This is a genomic window from Arthrobacter sp. KBS0703 (assembly GCF_002008315.2).
In the GTDB taxonomy this organism is placed as follows: Bacteria; Actinomycetota; Actinomycetes; order Actinomycetales; family Micrococcaceae; genus Arthrobacter.
In genome coordinates, this window is sequence record NZ_MVDG02000020.1 from 1 (window position 1) to 2,830 (window position 2,830).

Genomic DNA, 2,830 nt, shown 5'->3' on the forward strand with positions numbered 1-2,830 from the left:
CTGTCTCTTATACACATCTAGATGTGTATAAGAGACAGATTCGAAGGCGCGGCTGCGGCCGGCAGAGAGGGCCTGCAGCGTTGCCGCCTGCTCCAGGACGTCACCCTTGCCGGCGACGAAGCTGCTCAGCGCGGGGTTCAGCCCGCCGTTGCGGTACAGGTCCCCGGCCAGTTGGCCGATCTCCTTGCGGCTCTTTGCCTGCTCCTTGGCCGCGGCCTCGGCACGGGCGGTTGCCACGGCGGCGGCGTCGGTCCGGTTCCGGAGCTCCACGAGGGCGTCGCTGTAGGCGTTGTTTGCCTCGAGGGTCCGCGCGAAGGTCAGCTCCTGCGCGGACGCGGCATCAGCCAGGATCCGTTCGATGCCGGTGACCTGCGCCGCCGTCGCGCTTTCACTGGACTTGGCGGCAGCAATGTCGCCGGGCGAGGGAATCTCCGGTGCGGCCGGCAACACCAGCTCCTGTCTCTTATACACATCTGCTTGGCCTGGCCGCGGCGACGGCGGGGTCGGTGCGGGTGCTGGGGCAGGACATGCCGGGCAGGCTGGACGAGGTCCTGCCGCAGGTGGGCGCCCTCGTCGAGGGGCCGGCGTTCTATCCATTCCTTTCCGGGGCGGCAAATCTGCACCGCTTTGATGCCGCGGACCGCCACGCTTCGCCTGGAACGCGGCGGGCCCGGGTGGGGGAGGCACTCGAACGGGTGGGGCTCTCACATGCCGCACGCAAGAAGGTGCGCGCCTATTCGCTGGGCATGAAGCAGCGGCTGGGCATCGCCAATGCCCTGCTCTCGCGCCGGGAACTGCTGATCCTGGACGAGCCCACGAACGGGCTGGATCCCCAGGGCACCCGGGAGGTGCGCAGCCTGGTCCGGTCGCTCGCCGCCGACGGCGCCACGGTCTTCGTCTCCAGCCACCTGCTGGCCGAAGTGGAGCAAATTTGCACGCATGCGGCCATCATGAGCGCGGGGCGCCTGGTGGCGCAGGGTCCGCTGGCTGAACTCCGCCAGGCGGGCACCGCACAGCTTCGCCTGATAACGCCCGACGCCGGAGCCGCCTCGGGCGTGCTGGTCCGGTTGGGCATGACTCCGGTCATCGGGCACCCCGACGGCGCCGACGCCGTCATCACATCCGCCCTGCCCGGCAGCGCGGTGGAGCTGTCACCGAACGGCTTCCGCAACCCGGGGGGAACTGGCGGAACTGGCGGAACGGGCGAACGGGCTGCTGCCGACGGGCTTGATGCGGCGCCGGAGGCCATCGTGGCTGCGCTCGTGGCGGACGGTGTGCGGGTCCGGGGCTTCGCCGTCGAACGAGGCAGCCTCGAGGACCGCTTCGTGGCGCTCACGGGGGAGGGCTTCGATGTCGCGCAGTGACGAGTTGTCCGCACGGGGCTCCAGGACAGCAGAGGAGCCCGGCAGGGAGGGGGCCGCGCCGCGGCAGCGGCCGTCCAGCCTGCCGCTGCTCGCATCGGAGCTCAAGCAGCTCTTCCGCCGCCGGCGGACCCAGGCCCTGCTGCTGGCGCTCGCCGCGATTCCGGTGCTGATCGCCGTCGTCGTCCGGGTGTCCACGGCTGTCCCGCCCGGCCGGGGGCCGGCGTTCCTGGACCGCATCACGCAGAACGGGCTGTTCGTCGGAGTGACCGCCCTGATCGTGGCGGTCCCGCTGTTCCTGCCGCTGACCATCGGCGTCGTGGCCGGAGACACCATCGCCGGGGAGGCCGGCCACGGAACCCTCCGCTACCTGCTCGTGGCTCCCGCCGGGCGGGTTCGGCTGCTCCTCGTCAAGTATGCGGGGGCCGCCGCGTTCTGTGTTGCGGCCCCGCTGGCCGTGGCGCTCGCCGGGGCCGGAATCGGGGCGGCACTGTTTCCCGTAGGTCCCGTGACGCTGCTGTCCGGCGACGTGGTGCAGCCCGGCGAAGCCCTGAACAGGATGCTGCTGATCGCCGCCTACCAGACGGTGTCCCTGCTGGGGCTGTCGGCGATCGGGCTCTTCCTGTCCACCCTGACGGACGTGCCGGTGGGGGCCATGGCAGCCACGATCGTCCTGTCCGTCGCCGCGCAGGTGCTGGACCAGCTGCCCCAGCTGGAGTGGCTGCACCCGTGGCTGTTCAGCCATTACTGGTTCGGCTTTGCGGACCTGTTGCGCCAACCGATCGGGTGGGATTCCTTCACCAGCAATGCCGGGCTGCAGGCAGGCTACATCGCCGTGTTCGGCGCCCTGGCCTACGGCCGGTTCGTCAGCAAGGACGTGCTGTCCTAGGCGTGCTGCCCAGGGCGGAGCGGCGCTCGCACCCCGAGTCAGGCTGGCCGAGCCGGGCTAGTAGCGCGCCGCCACCGGATGGAGCTGCATGCCCGCCATCATGCTCAAATCCGTCACGGTGATGCCGGCAGACGGGTTCAGGGCCTGCACCACCCTGCCGCCGCCCAGGTAGATGGCCACGTGATAGAAGCCGGGAGCCGATCCCCAGACCAGGAGGTCACCAGGCTGCGCCTGGGACAGGGGAACGTGGACGGGTGCCTGGGCGAACTGCTCGGCGGCCGTGCGCGGCAGGTATTTTCCGGCCGCAGCGAAGGCGTTCTGGACGAGGCCCGAGCAGTCATAACCGTAGGCTCCGGTGCCGCCGTACTGGTAGAAATAGGGCTTCCCCACCTTGCCCAAGGCCACGGAGATGGCGGTCTGGTTGGAGTCTCCCGGTGACGGTGCGGGGGCGGGCTGGACCGGTTGCGGAGCCGGAACCGGAACCACGGGAGCCGGCTGGACCGGAGCGGGCCGTGCCGGAGCCGGCCGTGCCGGTGCAGGGGCTGTCTCTTATACACCTCTAGATGTGTATAAGAGACAG

General features: G+C 70.1%; 2 protein-coding genes and 2 pseudogenes. 2 read left to right on the plus strand and 2 right to left on the minus strand.

The features are described 5' to 3' along the window. Window positions 1-471, minus strand: a pseudogene (locus B1A87_RS22550) (glycoside hydrolase); the annotation flags it as partial. Here B1A87_RS22550 and B1A87_RS22555 point away from each other — a divergent pair. Beyond that, window positions 435-1,364 carry an ABC transporter ATP-binding protein gene (locus tag B1A87_RS22555; protein WP_185982456.1) on the plus strand — a complete coding sequence of 310 codons (930 nt, stop codon included), beginning with the start codon at window positions 435-437 and terminating at the stop codon, window positions 1,362-1,364. The pseudogene B1A87_RS22550 and the gene B1A87_RS22555 overlap by 37 nt on opposite strands. Beyond that, window positions 1,351-2,250 (plus strand): ABC transporter permease, encoded by a 900-nt coding sequence (locus tag B1A87_RS22560; protein ID WP_078029145.1) that lies wholly within the window; start codon window positions 1,351-1,353, stop codon window positions 2,248-2,250. Before B1A87_RS22555 ends, B1A87_RS22560 begins: the two co-directional genes overlap by 14 nt. 57 nt (window positions 2,251-2,307) lie before the next feature. Here the strand turns inward: B1A87_RS22560 and B1A87_RS22565 are convergent. Beyond that, window positions 2,308-2,790 (minus strand): annotated as a pseudogene (locus B1A87_RS22565) (C40 family peptidase); the annotation flags it as partial. Between the last annotated feature and the right edge of the window lie 40 nt (window positions 2,791-2,830).